15 protein-coding genes are annotated in these 16,229 nt (G+C 46.8%); 8 read left to right on the top strand and 7 right to left on the bottom strand.

Annotation, left to right across the window (positions count from 1 at the left end; genetic code table 11):
- Positions 1-45: 45 nt before the first annotated feature.
- Complete coding sequence (sacX, locus tag NST79_RS20040; RefSeq protein WP_212060215.1) at positions 46-1,425, bottom strand: sucrose-specific PTS transporter subunit IIBC; 1,380 nt, start codon at positions 1,423-1,425, stop codon at positions 46-48.
- Positions 1,426-1,851: 426 nt separating this feature from the next.
- Entirely contained in the window at positions 1,852-3,789 is a 1,938-nt protein-coding gene (epr, locus tag NST79_RS20035) for a S8 family serine peptidase (RefSeq protein ID WP_212060217.1), read from the bottom strand.
- 202 nt (positions 3,790-3,991) lie between these two features.
- Here epr and celB point away from each other — a divergent pair, with 202 nt between their 5' ends.
- A complete protein-coding gene (gene celB / locus NST79_RS20030) occupies positions 3,992-5,323 on the top strand; it encodes a PTS cellobiose transporter subunit IIC (RefSeq protein ID WP_212060219.1) in 1,332 nt (443 codons plus the stop codon).
- Positions 5,324-5,372: 49 nt separating this feature from the next.
- On the opposite strand, the gene glxA is transcribed toward celB, so the two are convergent.
- A complete protein-coding gene (glxA, locus tag NST79_RS20025; RefSeq protein WP_003243380.1) occupies positions 5,373-5,753 on the bottom strand; it encodes a glyoxalase GlxA in 381 nt (126 codons plus the stop codon).
- Positions 5,754-5,873: 120 nt separating this feature from the next.
- On the opposite strand from glxA, the gene NST79_RS20020 reads away from it, so the two are divergent.
- The gene (locus NST79_RS20020; protein ID WP_019712835.1) at positions 5,874-7,061 is read left to right on the top strand and encodes a class I SAM-dependent rRNA methyltransferase; all 1,188 of its coding nucleotides are present in this window, start codon (positions 5,874-5,876) and stop codon (positions 7,059-7,061) included.
- A gap of 33 nt (positions 7,062-7,094) precedes the next feature.
- Here the strand turns inward: NST79_RS20020 and NST79_RS20015 are convergent, their stop codons facing one another.
- The 4 genes from NST79_RS20015 to NST79_RS20000 form a co-directional block, all read right to left on the bottom strand.
- Positions 7,095-7,292, bottom strand: a complete 198-nt coding sequence (locus NST79_RS20015) for a YwbE family protein (RefSeq protein ID WP_015385004.1) — start codon at positions 7,290-7,292, stop codon at positions 7,095-7,097.
- Between the two features lie 33 nt (positions 7,293-7,325).
- Complete coding sequence (locus tag NST79_RS20010; RefSeq protein WP_015250930.1) at positions 7,326-8,528, bottom strand: major facilitator superfamily domain-containing protein 6; 1,203 nt, start codon at positions 8,526-8,528, stop codon at positions 7,326-7,328.
- A 103-nt stretch (positions 8,529-8,631) separates the two neighbouring features.
- Positions 8,632-9,309, bottom strand: coding sequence for a CidB/LrgB family autolysis modulator (locus tag NST79_RS20005; RefSeq protein WP_024713160.1), 678 nt, complete (start codon positions 9,307-9,309; stop codon positions 8,632-8,634).
- The gene (locus NST79_RS20000) at positions 9,291-9,677 is read right to left on the bottom strand and encodes a CidA/LrgA family holin-like protein (protein WP_003227375.1); all 387 of its coding nucleotides are present in this window, start codon (positions 9,675-9,677) and stop codon (positions 9,291-9,293) included. Before NST79_RS20000 ends, NST79_RS20005 begins: the two co-directional genes overlap by 19 nt.
- A gap of 105 nt (positions 9,678-9,782) precedes the next feature.
- On the opposite strand from NST79_RS20000, the gene NST79_RS19995 reads away from it, so the two are divergent.
- The 6 genes from NST79_RS19995 to efeB all read left to right on the top strand — a co-directional run bounded on the left by NST79_RS19995 (position 9,783) and on the right by efeB (position 16,204).
- Positions 9,783-10,688, top strand: coding sequence for a LysR family transcriptional regulator (locus tag NST79_RS19995; protein ID WP_015250931.1), 906 nt, complete (start codon positions 9,783-9,785; stop codon positions 10,686-10,688).
- Positions 10,689-10,695: 7 nt separating this feature from the next.
- Complete coding sequence (gene thiM / locus NST79_RS19990) at positions 10,696-11,514, top strand: hydroxyethylthiazole kinase (protein WP_212060221.1); 819 nt, start codon at positions 10,696-10,698, stop codon at positions 11,512-11,514.
- The gene (gene thiE, locus NST79_RS19985; protein ID WP_212060229.1) at positions 11,511-12,179 is read left to right on the top strand and encodes a thiamine phosphate synthase; all 669 of its coding nucleotides are present in this window, start codon (positions 11,511-11,513) and stop codon (positions 12,177-12,179) included. The genes thiM and thiE overlap by 4 nt, the downstream gene beginning before the upstream one ends.
- A gap of 156 nt (positions 12,180-12,335) precedes the next feature.
- A complete protein-coding gene (efeU, locus tag NST79_RS19980) occupies positions 12,336-13,781 on the top strand; it encodes an FTR1 family protein (protein WP_212060231.1) in 1,446 nt (481 codons plus the stop codon).
- A complete protein-coding gene (gene efeM, locus NST79_RS19975) occupies positions 13,778-14,935 on the top strand; it encodes an iron uptake system protein EfeO (protein WP_212060233.1) in 1,158 nt (385 codons plus the stop codon). The genes efeU and efeM overlap by 4 nt, the downstream gene beginning before the upstream one ends.
- Before the next feature lie 18 nt (positions 14,936-14,953).
- Complete coding sequence (gene efeB / locus NST79_RS19970; protein ID WP_063334857.1) at positions 14,954-16,204, top strand: iron uptake transporter deferrochelatase/peroxidase subunit; 1,251 nt, start codon at positions 14,954-14,956, stop codon at positions 16,202-16,204.
- Positions 16,205-16,229 lie beyond the last annotated feature (25 nt).

The following is a 16,229-nucleotide window of genomic DNA, read 5'->3' as shown; positions in this document are numbered from 1 at the left end:
TGTCCTTTCATCCCCCGTTTTATGAATGAAAACGAATAAATCCAGTTATTCTGTCTCTTCTTTAAACCCGAGAAACAATGTAGCTATAAAAGCAGAGACGGCTGCGATCAAGAAACCGATCATATAATGAACAAAATTAGCGGCGCCAAACGGCAGCACGATTGAAATCATCGGAATGCCTGTCAGCCCGTAGGAATTTGCCACAACTTGTACCGCAACCACGTATGCTCCGCCAATAGCACCGCCGATGGCTGCTCCGATAAAGGGACGGATCAATTTGAGATTTACCCCGAATACAATCGGCTCAACAATGCCTAAAAACGCGGTCAGAGAAGCGGGGAGCGCAATTTTTTTCAGGCTTGATTGTTTCGTTTTGAGGAATACCGCAAGCCCCGCTCCGCCTTGGGCCACATTCGCCATCGACCATATCGGCACTAAAAAGTTGACACCGACATGCGGATTAGCAAGCAGCGTTGCCTCAATTGCATAAAAGCTATGATGCAATCCAGATAGGACGATGGTGGAGTAGATGCCGCCGAAAAGAGCTCCGGCGGCAATGCCGGCGTGATCATAAATATAGACGATCGATTGTGTCATGATCTGGCCGATGATGGACGCGGCGGGATTCATCACAATCAGCGCGAGGCATCCTGTCACCATGACCGTAATAAAGGGAATGATCACGACATCAAGCGACTTCGGCACAATCGATTTTAATAGCTTCTCAATTTTGCTCATGACAAAAACGGAAAGAAGAATCGGTATCATGGAACCCTGATAGCCCATCATTGGGATATGAAGCCCCCATATGTCTAAAGAAGACGGGGTTTTGCTGCCGAGCATAGACGGGTCCAGCAGATCAGGATGCGTCAAAAGCCCCGCGATCACTGCCCCTAGGTATGGGTTGCTGCCAAATTGCCGTGCGGCACTGAAGCCGACTAAAATCGGCAGTAAAATAAAGGCTGTGCTGGACACGAGGTCGAGCATTTTAATCCATGGGCTGCCGGCAGCGAACCAGTGAAACACCTTAATCATGCCGATCAGCCCCATGAGCAGGCCGCTTGCTGTTATTGCCGGAATAATCGGCACAAAAATATCGGACAGTGTTTTCGCAAAAGCTGCGGCAGGGTTCAGCTTCCGGCTGGCTTTTTTCTGGTGGACAGGTTCTTCAGAAGGCGCGTTCTCCCATACATGAACGACTTCTTTATATATTTTGTTGACGACGCCTGCTCCGAAGATAATCTGGAAAAGCCCATAGCGGAAAAAGGTGCCCTGCACACCTTGCAGGTTCTCAATGGCATGTATATCAATTTTCGTCTCGTCCTTTACATCAAAACGAAGACGGGTCGTACAATGGCTGATGCTAATAATATTGTTTTTTCCTCCTGCGAGCAGCAATAATTCTTTTGCAATCTCTTTCTGCAAGCAATCAAAACCTCCTTTGCTGAAGAAAAGTCGGCTTGTTCATCGTATCAAATGAAAAGTTGACAATCAAAATGAAAAAAGTGAGAAATACCGGCTGAAAATGACAAAAATGCCCGCGTCGACGACGGAGCATGAGAATAGGGGTTGTCCAAGGCGCCGTTATGAGCCCAACACGAAAAGAAGAGTTAAAATGCCCTGCTTTTTAGGCACTAATACTCCCTTTGCATCATTGGGTCTTGCCTGCCTGCCCAGTCACAATCCCGCCATATGTGGTGATAACTGTAATAACGTTCATTTTATGCTGTTCACGGCTGTATAGCAATAGTATGAAAAGCCTGTACAATGGATGGGAAAAAGGTTGTGTGTGGTGTTCTTAGAATGTAAAAAACCTTTAAGACTTGGAATGCAAATCTTAAAGGTTTTTGGTTACTTTTTCGGTTTGACGGCGTTCAGCCGTTTTTGCAGCTTTGTTTTTTCATTGGATGCTTTTAATTGATTCACTGCAGACTGAGCGGATGTCTTTGATTTCTTTGTTTTGTCTTTTTCCGCTTTCTTCACTTTTGCCTTGGCAGTTTCCACTTTTTTTGCTTCAGCCGCCGCCACCTTTTTCTTCACTTTGTCTAACCGTTTTTGCAATGCCGTTTTGTCCTTGCCTGCTTGAAGCTGATTGACGGCTGATTGTGCTTTTGCCGCATTTGCATCAGTTGATTTCTTTTCAGCCGCAGATACGGATTGCTGTGCCGTCTTCAAATTGGTGCTCTTCACTTTGTTAAGGCGTTTTTGCAGGGACGTTTTTTCTGAACTTGCAGGCAGCTTGCCAATTGCTGATTGTGCGCTGTCCACATCTGTTTTCTTTTTGCTTTTTTCCGCTTTCGCAACTTTGTCTTTCGCTTGCTTTGACGCGATGTATCGTTTTACTTGGTCTAAGCGTTTTTGAAGGTTCTTTTTGTCTGTTCCGTTTGGCAGCTTGTTGATGGCAGTTTGTGCTGTATCAACGGTTTGCTGTGTTTTATATTTTTCTGCCTTTGCGACTTTGTCTTTCGCATCTTTTACATTTCTGTATGACTGTACTTTATCCAGTCTTTTTTGCAGGGCAGTTTTGGCGTCGGAGCCCGGCAGCTGGCTGACGAGTTCTTGCGCTTTGTTGATATCGGTTTGTGCTTTTGTTTGTTCCGCTTTTTTCACCGCTTGCTCTGCTGCCGCGTACGCTGAATCTGTTGCCTGTGCTTTATATTGGATTAAGCCGTAGCCAAATTGCTGATCGCGGCCTGCGGTACCAAGATCAACGATGTTTTTCCGCATTTCCTCGCGAAGCTGGACGTTTGTCTCGGCAGGATCACGCTGTTTTAACAAGGCAAACATGGCTGCGGCGTGCGGTGTCGCTTGGGATGTTCCGCTTCCTGTTGCATAATACTGGTTTAAGTAAGTGCTTGTGATGTTTGTCCCCGGTGCTGAAAATTCAACTTCATCTCCAGTTGTTGAGAAGGAGGCAAGCTGATTCTTTTCGTTTGTTGCTGAAACCGCAACGACACTGCTGTATGCCGCCGGATAATTCACTGGCTTGCCGTTTCCGTCGTTACCGCTTGCGGCAACAAGCAGAACACCTTGTTCATATGCTTTGTTCACGGCGTCATGAAGGATTTTGCTGTCTGACGTCGTGCCAAGGCTCATATTGACGATGTCCATCCCGTTTGCGATCGACCAGTCAATTCCTTGGAGAAGGCTTTGAAGATCCCCCGAGCCGTTCTGATCAAGCGCTTTAACCGCGTATATTTGTGCTTCCGGTGCGATGCCGTCAATTCCGTAGCCGTTATGCTTGGCTCCGATAATCCCTGCGACATGTGTTCCGTGGCCGTTATCATCTTTGTAAGAAGAGGTATAACTGACAGCTGAATACCCGCCGGCAATCGACAGGTCATCGTGGGGGGAGATCCCGCTGTCAATGACGGCAATTTTGATATATTTTCCTGTCAGTCCTGCCTTCCAAGCCTGTTTCACCTGAATGGGCTCAAGATTCCATTGCTCAAAGTTGTCAGAGGTGTCAGTGCCGTCTGACAGCACTTTGAAATCCGTGCTGTCTGCTGCGGTAAATGATACGTTGTTTTCTACATACAAAATATCAGGATCCTGCTTTAATTCTTTTACTGTCTCCTGGTCTGCTGTGACCGCTACCGCGGGAAGATGTTTATACTGCTGTTCAACATCAGCATCACTGTCCAGGATGGTTTCCTTTCCGGCCTTGTTTTTATAAACCACAATAACCTCTTTCTCACTGTTGTTTTGCGCATGAGCGAGAGGGCCTACGGCGAGAAAACTGAAAAACAGAGTGACTGATACAACAAGTTTGCAAGACATGTTTTTCATGATTCATCTCCTTTTTCTATGATGTTTGATATATATATCGGAGAAAAAAGAGAGATTAATAGTTAGGATTGTTTGGCAAAATGCAGATTTTTTCCGCAGGAAGAGGAAATTTTCCAAATGAATTTGTAAGCGTTTTCAAAATAAGATAAAGAAAACATTGCGGAGGTTGTTCACAAAGCAATGAGAAAAGGGGGCTTTTAAGATGAGCACATTCACTCGGGTGATGGAGGAAAAAATAATGCCTGTCGCCGGGAAAATTGCCGGGCAGCGGCATCTCAGCGCTTTGCGTGACGGAATTATCCTGACCATGCCGCTGATTATTATCGGGTCTGTCTTCTTGATTTTAACGAGCCTGCCGATTCCGGGGTATGCTGATTTCATGGCGAGTGTGTTTGGGAACGAGTGGGCCGATAAGCTCGGATATCCTGTTAACGCTTCGTTTGATATTATGGCGATGATTGCCGCTTTTGGGATCGCCTATCGGCTGGCAGAAAGCTATGGTGTCGATGCCCTTTCTGCCGGAGCGATTTCAATTGCCGCATTTCTGCTGGCAACGCCGTTTGAGGTGCCGTTTACACCGCATGGCTCAACGGAGTCCATCATGGTAGGGGGCGGAATCCCGATCACGCTGCTCGGCAGCAAGGGCTTATTTGTCGCCATGCTGATCGCCTTGTTTTCAACCGAAATCTATCGGTACATTATTCAAAAAAATATCGTCTTCAAAATGCCAGACGGTGTGCCGCCTGCGGTAAGCAAATCGTTTGTCGCGCTGATTCCCGGCTTTATCATTGTGTTTCTCGTGTGGCTGGCGCGTCTTCTGATTGAAATGACACCTTTTCAGAGTCTGCACAATGTCGTAGGAGACCTGCTTGGCACACCGCTTTCCATCCTTGGCGGCAGTCTCGGCGGAAGCCTGATTGCTGAATTTGTACAGATGCTGCTTTGGTCGTGCGGGATTCACGGGGCTTCCATCATTGGCGGAATCATGTCGCCGATTTGGTACGGCGCGATGGATGGCAACCGTCTTGCCTTCCAAGCGGGCGAGGCGCTGCCGAGTATTTTTACGACTCAGTTTTTTCAAATTTGGATCAATGTCGGCGGGAGCGGAGCGACACTGGCGCTTGTCCTGACGATGCTTGTCCGATCTCGCAGCAAACAAATGAAGCAGCTTGGCCGATTAGGGATTGGGCCCGCGCTTTTTAATATCAACGAGCCGATCATTTTCGGCATGCCGATTGTCATGAATCCGCTCCTTATTGTCCCATTTATCATCGCACCGCTCCTCACGATTACGGCGACTTATATCGGCATGAGCACCGGGCTGGTGGCAAGACCGGCCGGAATCGCGGTGCCGTGGACGATGCCGCCGCTCATATCAGGCTACCTGGCGACAGGCGGAAAGGTGTCGGGCGCCGTTATGCAGCTGGTAAACCTGCTGATCACCTGTGCTATCTACTATCCTTTTTTCAGAATATGGGATCATCAAAAATGGCGGGAAGAGAGTGCGGTTGAATCTGGGGATAAAAATGTGTAGTGATGTAAGTGTTTAAATAATAAAAAAGCAGCGTTATGCTGCTTTTTTATTACCGCTGAAAGAACTCAATCCACTCACCATCAGGGCCTTCGATATAGAAATAACGGTATCCGTTTGGAAGTGTTGTGATCTCCTCGTCGATAAATTTCGCGTTCATTTTTTCCGCTTTTGTATATTCAGCCGCGATGTCATCAGTCAGCAGGGCAATGTGGTGCACTTTTCCTTCAGCGGGAAGCTCGCTGCTGTAGCCTTGAATCAGTTCAATTTCTGTTTCCGGTCCGTCTTCAAAGCCAAGAAATGCAAGCTCGATTACACCGTTCGTGTGAGTGATGCGATCCTTCAATTTCATGCCGAGTACCTCTTCATAAAATGTGATGGACGCGTTGATATCTCTTACCATGATGCCTGTATGGTCAATTCGTTTTGCCATGCTGCTCCTCCTCGTAACTCTTTTTGTCTATCGTAGAAAAACCTTTCCTTTCTGTCAATGCAGACATCTTGGCGTTTTGTGGTACGATAAGAGAAAGCAAACGGAAAGAGGACGACATATATGAAGCTACTCACCCTAAAAAAAGCACACGCTGCCAAAATCAAAAAAGGCTATCCCCTTATTGAAAAAGAAGCTCTCGTAGGGACTGCGGGGCACATGAAAGAAGGAGACCTCGTTGATATCGTGTCTGAGAGCGGCGAGTTTCTCGCGCGGGGCTATTATGGCCTGCAAAACAAAGGGGTCGGCTGGACGCTTACCCGCAATAAACATGAACAGGTTGACCAGGCATTTTTTCTCACCAAATTAACAAAAGCGGCCCAAGCGCGCGCCAAACTATTTGAGGCTCAAGATACAACAGCTTTCCGCCTGTTCAACGGTGAGGGCGACGGTGTCGGCGGCGTCACCATCGACTATTATGACGGCTACCTGCTGATTCAATGGTACAGCAAGGGGATTTACACCTTTAAAGACATGCTGATTTCCGCATTGGATGAGATGGATCTTGATTATAAAGCGATTTACGAGAAGAAACGCTTCGACACGGCTGGACAATACGTTGAAGATGATGACTTCGTGAAAGGGAGAAGGGGCGAGTTCCCGATCATCATCCAGGAGAATGGCATTCAATACGCGGTGGATCTGAATGAAGGCGCCATGACGGGCATCTTTTTGGATCAAAGACACGTGCGCAAGGCGATCAGAGACCGCTATGCAAAAGGGAAAACCGTTTTAAATACATTTTCTTATACGGGTGCATTCTCCGTGGCAGCGGCGCTTGGCGGAGCGGAGAAAACAACAAGCGTCGACGTGGCAAACCGAAGTCTGGCCAAAACGATCGAGCAATTCAGCGTGAACAAGCTGGATTACGAAGCGCACGACATTAAAGTGATGGACGTGTTTAACTATTTTTCATATGCTGCAAAAAAGGATTTGCGCTTTGATCTGATTATTCTCGATCCGCCTTCCTTTGCGCGCACAAAAAAACGCACCTTCAGCGCGGTCAAGGATTATAAAAACCTGCTGAAGGAAACGATCGCCATCACTGCTGACAAGGGTGTCATTGTTGCCTCTACAAACAGCAGCGCCTTTGGCATGAAGAAATTCAAAGGCTTTATCGATGCCGCATTTAAAGAAACAAACGAACGCTACACCATCATTGAGGAATTTACGCTGCCGGAGGATTTCAAAACGATTTCGGCATTTCCGGAAGGCAACTACCTGAAAGTGGTCCTTCTGCAGAAAAAATAATGAAAAAGCTGCCCTGTTCAGGGGCAGCTTTTTTTATGTAGAAATGATCTGCTGGACGCGGCCGATGCGGCCATCTTCAAGACGGACTTTAATGCCATGCGGATGAAAGCTTGATTTCGTCAAAATATCCTTCACTGTCCCTCTCGTCAGTTTTCCTGTTTTTTGATCTGCTTTCAATACAATATCAACCTGCAACCCTTTCGAAATGCTGTTTCGCTCTTGCCCGTTCATAACGCACATCCTTTCTTTTGTTCATTATAGTCATTATGGTTTAAAAGTAACAGCCGGCTGATGAAGTGTATGTTTGTTTTTTTCAGCCTTCATTAAATATAATGTCAGGCCAAAGCCTGCTATGCTCAGAATGCCAAAAAGCAAGTAGACCGCGAAAATCGACACGTAGTCAAAAATGTACCCGCCTGCAAATGTGCAGAACCAGTTGCCGAACCCGTTGCCAATGGCGGCGTACATGGTCAGCGCCGTCGCTTCAACGTGTCTTGGGGTAATCTTTTTTACATATTGAAGCGCCGCCGGGATAAATAAACCGATGGCCACTCCCTGAAGAAAGACCGTCGCATAAATGATCCATAGTGAAGGCGCCGTGAAATAGAGCGCCCACCTGAATAATGAGACTCCGCCTGACAGCATAATGACGTTGAGCAGCCCCATTTTATCTATAAATGTTTGGGCGAATCTCATAAATGGAATTTCTGAAATGACACCGATGAAAAATAAAATGCCGATAGCGGAAAGTGACGCGCCGCTTTTGTCCAGAAAAAGACTGAAATACGTATTGTTCGCTAAGTTTGGAGCAAATGTCGTAAAGGTGATGATCATAAAGATGAGGAAAGTTTTGTTGCTGATAAGCTCCCGGAATCCTTTGCGGATATTGACCTTTGTTTTTGTTTTCTGCTGGCCGGGCATTTGTGAAGCCAATATGGCAGCAATGCACAGAAAGGCACAGCCAAAGATAAAGATCACGTGAATGGGGTACAGCTGGTTCGTCACCTGTCCCATGGCAAACACCGCGACGCCGAAGCCGAGAGAACCAAACAGGCGGATTCCGCCGTAGTTGCCGTTTGTTTCTTGTGTGTACCTTAGTGAAATGCTGTCCGAAAGTGGAATAATCGTGCTTTGAAAGGCTGCAAAACAGGCCGCAATCAAAATAAACAGAGGGAAACTGTCAAATGCAATATAGGCTAATCCAATGATGCCTGTGATTGATGTGCAAACCGCCAGCAGGCCTTTCGTTTTTTGCGTATAGTCGCTCAGCATGCCCCAAAACGGCTGAAAGAAAATCATCACAATCGGGCCCAGTGACATGATCAAGCCGACCTGTGATCCGCTTAAATGCTGTTCCTTCGTTAAATACATACTGAGTAAGGGAATCATGCTGCCCGTACCGAGAAAAGCAAACAAATAAAATCCTTTTAACGCGGCATAATGCCGTCTCACCTGCAAGTTGTGCATCAAGGTGCCTCCTTTGGTATCCACAAATTACATTATATTGTAATTTGCGAGCTTTTCAATAAGGGGAAGCACATAAAAAAACTGCCCTCGAGAGGACAGTTTTTTACATAAATGAAAGTAAAAACGGCGCCGCGCAAAGCGTCATAATCGCAGCTAAGATCATCGATACGCTTGAAATCGTGCCGGACACAGAGCTGAGCTCAAATGCCTTTGACGTTCCCGCTCCGTGTGCGCTTGTGCCGAGCAGCACGCCCCGCGCGATTTCGTTATCAATACGGAAATAGCGGATGACCATCGGGCCGATCACTGTGCCGAGCAAAGCGGTTAAAATCACAAACACGGCTGTGACGGCAGGCATACCGCCGATCATTTCAGATACGTTCATCGCGATCGGCGTTGTCACTGATCTCGGGACGAGGCTGTCAATCAAGCCTGTGCCAAGGTGAAGCCATTTCGCAATAAGAGCGGTTGAAATAATCGCGATGCACGAACCGACGGCCACATTCAAAATAATTTCCACTGCGTATTTCTTTAAAACAGGGAAATATTTATATAGCGGGATCGCGAATGCCACGGTGGCCGGCTGCAGCATATCGGTCAAAAATCCGCCGCCGAGATTATAAGACTCGTACGGGACATTCACCAGCAGCAGCAGACCGACTAACACAGCGGGCGTCACCAGTAGCGGCGACGTATAAACACGCGGAAAGCGTTGATAGACCTTTTTTGCTCCTAAATACACCAAAACCGTTAAAAACAAACTTACAATTCCGATGAACACGTATGCTTTTTCTCCTTTCTTTTTGCAATGAGTTGTGTAAGCGTACCTGTAGACACCATCACGACAAACGTGCTGATGATGACAACGAGCAGAATGCTGACACCAAATTTCGACATAATGTCTCCGTATTCAATCACTCCGACGGCAGACGGGATAAAAAATAAAAGCAGCTCCCCGAGAAGCCACGCTGCACCAAGCTCGATCCATTCAAGCTTGATAATGTTAAAGTGTAATAATGTGAAAAGAATCACAATCCCTATTATACTGCCGGGAATATTTATATGAAGAAGGGCTGTCACCCAATTAATCAGCCGAGCAAATATAAATAACAGAGCGATTTGAATAACGGTTAGCAACAGTTTTTTCATATTGATGCCTCCCTTATATACTTATTGTACATAAGGTCTCGCTATAGGTAAAATATATATTAAGAATAAGGAGTATTCCTTTTGTCTATAGAAAGGGTGAAGCACATGGATATCCGCCATTTAACATATTTCTTGGAAGTCGCCCGTTTAAAAAGTTTTACGAAGGCTTCCCAATCCCTTTATGTTTCTCAGCCGACGATATCAAAAATGATCAAAAATTTAGAAGAAGAGCTAGGAATTGAACTGTTTTACCGAAACGGCAGGCAGGTGGAACTGACTGATGCCGGTCATAGCATGTATGTGCAGGCGCAGGAAATCATTAAATCATTTCAAAACCTGACGTCAGAATTAAATGATATTATGGAAGTCAAGAAAGGGCACGTACGGATTGGACTGCCGCCGATGATCGGATCGGGGTTTTTCCCGAGAGTGCTCGGCGATTTCCGTGAAAACTATCCGAATGTCACCTTTCAGCTAGTCGAAGACGGTTCTATAAAAGTCCAAGAAGGTGTCGGGGACGGCTCTCTTGATATCGGCGTTGTGGTCCTTCCCGCAAACGAAGATATCTTTCATTCGTTTACAATCGTAAAAGAAACCTTAATGCTTGTCGTTCACCCTTCCCACCGGCTGGCTGATGAGAAAGAATGTCAGCTGCGTGAGTTGAAGGACGAGCCTTTTATTTTCTTCAGGGAGGATTTTGTCCTGCACAACCGAATTATGACGGAATGTATCAAGGCTGGGTTCCGGCCCCATATCATTTATGAAACATCACAATGGGATTTTATTAGTGAGATGGTATCAGCCAACCTTGGGATCGGGCTTTTGCCGGAACGGATCTGCCGCGGCCTTGACCCGGAAAAAGTGAAAGTCATTCCGCTTGTCGATCCGGTCATCCCTTGGCACCTCGCCATTATTTGGAGAAAGGACAGGTACTTGTCGTTTGCCGCCAGAGCTTGGCTCGAACATACGAAATCGTATTTATGGGACCCGAAAAAAGAAAGTAAAGGATGATGCAAACATGGATGCACAATCAGCAGCAAAATGTCTTACTGCTGTCCGCCGGCATAGCCCACTGGTGCATAGCATAACCAACAATGTCGTAACGAATTTCACAGCAAACGGCCTGCTCGCGCTCGGCGCATCGCCCGTTATGGCGTACGCAAAAGAAGAGGTCGCCGATATGGCGAAAATTGCGGGTGCACTCGTTTTAAATATCGGAACGCTGAGCAAGGAGTCAGTCGAAGCGATGATCATCGCGGGAAAATCAGCCAATGAACATGGCGTTCCCGTCATTCTTGATCCTGTCGGTGCCGGAGCAACACCGTTCCGCACTGAATCGGCACGTGACATCATTCGTGAGGTGCGCCTTGCTGCAATCAGAGGAAATGCGGCGGAAATTGCCTATACCGTCGGCGTGACCGATTGGCTGATCAAAGGTGTTGATGCGGGTGAAGGCGGAGGCGACATCATCCGGCTGGCTCAGCAGGCGGCACAAAAGCTAAACACGGTCATTGCGATAACTGGTGAAGTTGATGTCATAGCCGACACGTCACATGTATACACCCTTCATAACGGCCACAAGCTGCTGACAAAAGTGACAGGCGCCGGTTGCCTGCTGACTTCCGTCGTCGGTGCGTTTTGCGCTGTGGCAGAAAATCCATTGTTTGCTGCTATTGCGGCCATTTCTTCGTATGGGGTCGCCGCGCAGCTTGCCGCACAGCAGACGGCTGACAAAGGCCCTGGAAGCTTTCAGATTGAATTGCTGAACAAGCTTTCAACTGTTACTGAACAAGACGTCCAAGAATGGGCGGCTATAGAAAGGGTGACTGTCTCATGACTCGTATTTCTCGGGAAATGATGAAAGAGTTATTATCTGTTTACTTCATTATGGGGTCAAACAATACGAAAGCCGATCCTGTTACAGTTGTACAAAAAGCGTTAAAAGGCGGTGCCACCCTGTACCAGTTCCGTGAAAAAGGCGGGGATGCGCTGACAGGAGAGGCTCGGATTGAATTTGCTGAAAAAGCGCAGGCAGCTTGCCGTGAAGCTGGTATTCCGTTCATTGTCAATGATGATGTGGAATTGGCTCTGAAGCTGAAAGCTGACGGTATCCACATCGGCCAGAAAGACGCAAATGCGAAAGAGGTAAGAGCTGCCATAGGTGATATGATTCTCGGCGTTTCTGCCCATACGATGTCTGAGGTGAAGCAAGCTGAAGAAGACGGAGCCGATTATGTCGGGCTTGGGCCGATCTATCCGACTGAAACGAAAAAAGATACGAGAGCGGTACAAGGGGTATCTCTTATTGAAGCAGTGCGCCGCCAAGGCATCAGCATTCCAATTGTCGGCATCGGCGGCATCACAATAGAAAATGCCGGACCTGTTATCCAAGCGGGGGCCGATGGCGTCAGTATGATCAGCGCCATCAGTCAGGCGGAAGATCCTGAGAGTGCTGCACGCAAGTTTCGTGAGGAAATTCAAACATATAAAACAGAAAGATAATCGTTCATCTTCCTTCAAAAGGCTGTTCTGTAAAAGGACAGCTTTTTTGCTCTCCATCAAGGTTTTCAGACCTTCAAATTTTAATTGACAAAGGACAAGAACTGGCTATGATTATGTTATACAATGATAATCATTTTCAATTATAGGAGGAACATGATGGCTCGGGGGCTGGCACTTATTCTATTCAGCTTGTTGATGGTTTTCGGTTCTGCGGCACATGCGGAAGATGATCCGATTGCCGCATTAATTCAATTAAACAAGCAAATGATCAAATCCGTAAAAGACGGGGATATGGATTCGGCACAACAAACGTTTGAAACCTTCAAAGCGAAGTGGAAAAAAGAAGAACCTTCTATTAAGAAAGAAAACCTTTCTTCTCACAGTGAAATGGACGCGAATATCGCGATGATTTCTCTTTCTTTTATCAATCAAGACGCAGGCAAGCTCAAAACACAGCTTGAAGAGCTTTCGTCTCATTTAGAAACCTACCAGCAGGCTGTCATGCTGAAAAAGACATCCTCAGGTCAATCAAGGGCGTCCTTAACAGCCTATATACAAAGCTTGAAAGACACAAAACAGTTCATAGAAAAAAAACAATTGGATGAAGCGTCATCCGCAATCGACAATTTAGTTACATCCTGGCTCGCCGTAGAGGGAGACGTCGTGTCCCAATCGAAAGAAGCCTATACGACATCGGAGGAAAATCTGGCACTGATGAAGGCGGAGATCGGCAGCCATCCCGAAAAGGTATCAAAGCAAATTGACGAAATGATTCAATTGCTCGAGCCGATCGCTTCAAGCAGCTACAGCTGGTGGGATGCGGCGCTGATCCCGATTCGTGAAGGAATGGAGGCCCTCCTTGTCATCGGAGCGCTATTAACCATGACAAAAAAAGCGCGGGTTACGCGTTCCTCGACATGGATCTGGGGCGGGGCGTCCGCCGGCATGGCTGTTTCCTTAGCAGCCGGCATCGGTGTCACGGTTCTGTTCTCCTCCAGTGTATTCGGAGAAAACAATTTCTTGCTTGGCGGCGTTACCGGCGTACTGTCTGCTGTCATGCTTTTGTATGTCGGGGTGTGGCTGCACAGAAACGCCTCAATGGATAAATGGAGAGAAAAAATCAATATCCAGAAGTCACAGGCACTAAAAAAACGAAGCCTGCTTTCCTTTGCGCTCATTGCATTTCTGGCAGTTGTAAGAGAAGGTCTCGAAACGGTCATCTTTTTCATCGGGCTTGTCGGGAAGCTCCCGCTCACTGAACTGATCGGCGGAACTGCCGCAGGGCTTATCGTTCTCGTCATCGTCGGTGTTCTGATGATCAAGCTCGGAATGCGCATTCCATTGAAGCCGTTTTTTCTTCTATCAATGGCGGTTGTCCTGTATATGTGCGTGAAATTTCTCGGAACCGGCGTTCACAGCCTTCAACTGGCGGGCATTCTTCCGTCTGATGCAGAAAGCTGGCTGCCGTCTGTATCGGTGCTAGGAATTTATCCGTCTGTGTACAGCACGATTCCGCAAATGTTGATTTTCCTCTTTTTACTGATTGCGCTTGTTTCAGAAGCGGCAAAACATTTTACAAACGGAAAGGAACTGACAAAATGAATTTCACAAAAATCGCTGTATCAGCCGGATGCATCCTTGCGCTGTGCGCAGGCTGCGGAGCCAACGACACATCTTCAACTAAAGAAAAAGCTTCATCTGAAAAAAGCGGGGTCACTAAAGAAATCACCGCATCCGTAAATAAAATGGAAACCATCATTTCCAAGCTGAATGACTCAGCGGAAAAAGGAGACCAAAAAGAGATTGAAAAGAAGGGGAAAGAGTTAAACAGCTACTGGCTTTCCTTTGAAAACGACATTCGCAGCGACTATCCATTCGAATATACAGAAATCGAAAAGCATCTTCAGCCAATCTACACAGAAGCGCAAAAAGACAAACCGGATACAGCAAAAATCAAGACAGAATCCGAGTCACTGAAAGCGTCCTTAGAAGACCTGACAGAAGCGAAGAAGAGCGGCAAAAAGGCTAGCGATCAGCTGGCAAAAGCAGCGGATGAATATAAAAGCTATGTCAAAGAGCAGAGCGATCAGCTTGTCAAAGCGACTGAATCATTTACAAGCGCTGTGAAATCCGGCGATATCGAAAAGTCCAAAACGTTATATGCGAAAGCGCGTGTTTATTACGAGCGAATCGAACCGATCGCTGAAAGCCTCGGAGATCTTGATCCGAAAATTGACGCCCGAGAAAACGATGTTGAAGAAGGAGACAAATGGACAGGCTTCCATAAGCTTGAGAAGGCCATTTGGAAGGATCAAGATATTTCCGGGGAAAAGGCAACAGCTGACCAGCTTCTCAAAGATGTAAAAGAGCTTGACGGTTCAATTCAATCACTGAAATTAACCCCTGAACAAATTGTAGCAGGCGCGATGGAGCTTCTGAACGAAGCCGGGATTTCGAAAATCACGGGAGAAGAAGAGCGCTACTCACGAATCGATTTAGTCGACCTTATGGCAAATGTGGAAGGCTCCGAAGCCGTTTATCAAACAGTGAAAAGCGCGCTTGTAAAAGATCACTCCGACTTGACGGAAAAACTGGATACGGAGTTCAGCGAATTTGAAGTTTTAATGGCAAAATACAAAACAAATGATCAGTCCTATACGTCTTATGATAAATTAAGTGAAAAGCAAATCAGAGAGCTGAGCACAAAGCTGACGACTCTTTCTGAAACCATGTCGAAGATTGCGAATGTGCTATAAAAGGAGTTTTGTAACAGCATGAGCGATGAACAAAAAAAGCCAGAACAAATTCACAGACGGGACATTTTAAAATGGGGGGCAATGGCGGGGGCAGCCGTTGCGATCGGTGCCAGCGGACTCGGCGGTCTCGCTCCGCTTGTTCAGACTGCGGCTAAGCCATCGAAAAAGGATGAAAAAGAGGAGGAGCAGATTGTTCCGTTTTACGGAAAGCATCAGGCCGGAATCACAACTGCCCATCAGACGTATGTCTATTTTGCTGCACTGGATGTAACAGCAAAAGACAAAAGCGACATCATTACATTATTTAGAAACTGGACAAGTCTCACACAGATGCTGACGTCTGGCAAGAAAATGTCAGCGGAGCAGAGAAATCAATATCTGCCGCCGCAGGATACAGGTGAGTCTGCTGATTTATCCCCTTCCAACTTAACGGTCACATTCGGATTTGGGCCTGGCTTTTTTGAAAAAGACGGAAAGGACCGTTTCGGGCTGAAAAGCAAAAAACCGAAGCACCTAGCCGCTCTTCCAGCGATGCCCAATGACAACCTGGATGAAAAGCAGGGAGGCGGGGACATCTGCATTCAAGTGTGTGCAGACGACGAGCAAGTGGCGTTTCACGCGCTGCGTAACCTGCTAAATCAAGCGGTCGGCACTTGTGAGGTCCGCTTTGTGAACAAAGGCTTTTTAAGCGGAGGAAAAAATGGTGAAACACCGCGCAACCTCTTCGGGTTCAAAGATGGAACAGGCAACCAGAGCACGGAGGATGACAGCTTGATGAACTCGATCGTGTGGATTCAGTCTGGTGAGCCTGACTGGATGACGGGCGGCACCTATATGGCTTTTCGGAAAATCAAAATGTTCCTTGAGATATGGGACCGCTCTTCCCTCAAGGACCAAGAGGATACCTTCGGCCGCAGAAAAAGCTCGGGGGCGCCTTTTGGGCAGAAAAAGGAAACAGATCCCGTGAAGTTGAATCAAATTCCGTCTAATTCACACGTCAGTCTAGCGAAATCTACGGGAAAACAAATTTTGAGAAGAGCTTTCTCTTACACAGAAGGGCTTGATCCGAAAACCGGCTATATGGATGCAGGTCTTCTGTTTATCAGTTTTCAAAAAAATCCCGACAATCAGTTTATCCCGATGCTGAAGGCTCTTTCAGCAAAGGATGCGTTAAACGAATATACACAAACAATCGGTTCTGCTTTATACGCATGCCCAGGCGGCTGCAAAAAAGGAGAATATATTGCCCAGCGTTTGCTGGAATCATAAAAGAAGCCTAAATCGGCTTCTTTAT

This window comes from Bacillus sp. PS196 (assembly GCF_037963555.1).
GTDB classification, from domain to species: domain Bacteria; phylum Bacillota; class Bacilli; order Bacillales; family Bacillaceae; genus Bacillus; species Bacillus subtilis.
The sequence above is the reverse complement of the archived record's forward strand: the minus strand, read 5'-3'. Positions and strand labels throughout refer to the sequence as shown.